Raw genomic sequence first — 875 nt, forward strand, 5'->3', positions numbered from 1 at the left:
GCCGCCCGGTGGTTTCTGGTGGGGTGGTGTCCCGCTTGCGGCCCCGGGCCGCAATCCGCCCGGGGGGGGGCACCCCGGGCGCCCCCCCCCCCCCGCTTCTTGTATCGGCTATCGCCTATGACTGCCCTCGGGATGCGCCGGGCGATGATGAGGTCCGTTCCTTGATGACCCCGGCGATGACGAGCCGAATGGATTCATCGGTGTCGGGCCACAGGTGCCCGTAAGTGTCGAGAGTGGTCTTCGCGTTCTTGTGGCGCATTCGCGCCTGAACGACCTTGATGTTGGCCCCGTGCGCAATCAGCAGCGACGCGAGGTAGTGGCGCAGGTCCTGGAATCCGAATCCCTCGGGCAGGCCAGCGATCTCGGGCTTGATCTCGCGCATCGCCCGCTCAATCTGCCAGGGCGGCACCGGCTTGCCGAAATCATCGGACACAACGCGCTCCCCCGGCCACTGGCGCACTGAGGTTCCCCCGGGGTAGTGGACACCGATTTAGCAGGGCGAGGGTCCTGCTGGAAGGATGTCCGTTATGCCTCCTCGCAAGCGTCGGTCGTATTCGACCGAGTACAAGGTCGAGGCTGCCCATCGGGTGATCGATTCCGGCCGCACGATCGCCGATGTCGCCCGCGAACTGGGCATCGACGCCGGCATGTTGAGCGTCTGGGTGAAAGACGAACGCCGTCGCGTCGAGGCCGCCACCAGCCACGGTGACCAACCGCTGTCCGCCTCGGAGCGAGCCGAATTACAGGCTCTGCGAAGGCAGAGTTTCCGAGCAGGACAAGGACATTGCGTTCCTGAAAAAAGGTGTGCCACGAACACGGGAGGCTGCGTGAGGTAGGTCAGGCAGCGGAACGTGATGCTGTGCGAATGATGAAGG

General features: G+C 65.0%; 2 protein-coding genes. One reads left to right on the forward strand and one right to left on the reverse strand.

What is annotated here, in order from left to right; all coding sequences use genetic code 11:
• Positions 1-115: 115 nt before the first annotated feature.
• On the reverse strand, positions 116-433 hold the full coding sequence (locus ACFXIV_RS47180) for a tyrosine-type recombinase/integrase (RefSeq protein ID WP_379404876.1): 318 nt from the start codon (positions 431-433) through the stop codon (positions 116-118).
• A 94-nt stretch (positions 434-527) separates the two neighbouring features.
• Here ACFXIV_RS47180 and ACFXIV_RS47185 point away from each other — a divergent pair, with 94 nt between their 5' ends.
• The gene (locus ACFXIV_RS47185) at positions 528-836 is read left to right on the forward strand and encodes a transposase (RefSeq protein WP_379421501.1); all 309 of its coding nucleotides are present in this window, start codon (positions 528-530) and stop codon (positions 834-836) included.
• Positions 837-875: the final 39 nt, after the last annotated feature.

Source organism: Nocardia sp. NPDC059236, from assembly GCF_042754085.1.
Classification (GTDB): domain Bacteria; phylum Actinomycetota; class Actinomycetes; order Mycobacteriales; family Mycobacteriaceae; genus Nocardia.

Coding starts and splice junctions, on each gene's coding strand:
- ACFXIV_RS47185 (WP_379421501.1), top strand. CDS start 528: ATGCCTCCTCGCAAGCGTCGGTCGTATTCGACCGAGTACAAGGTCGAG.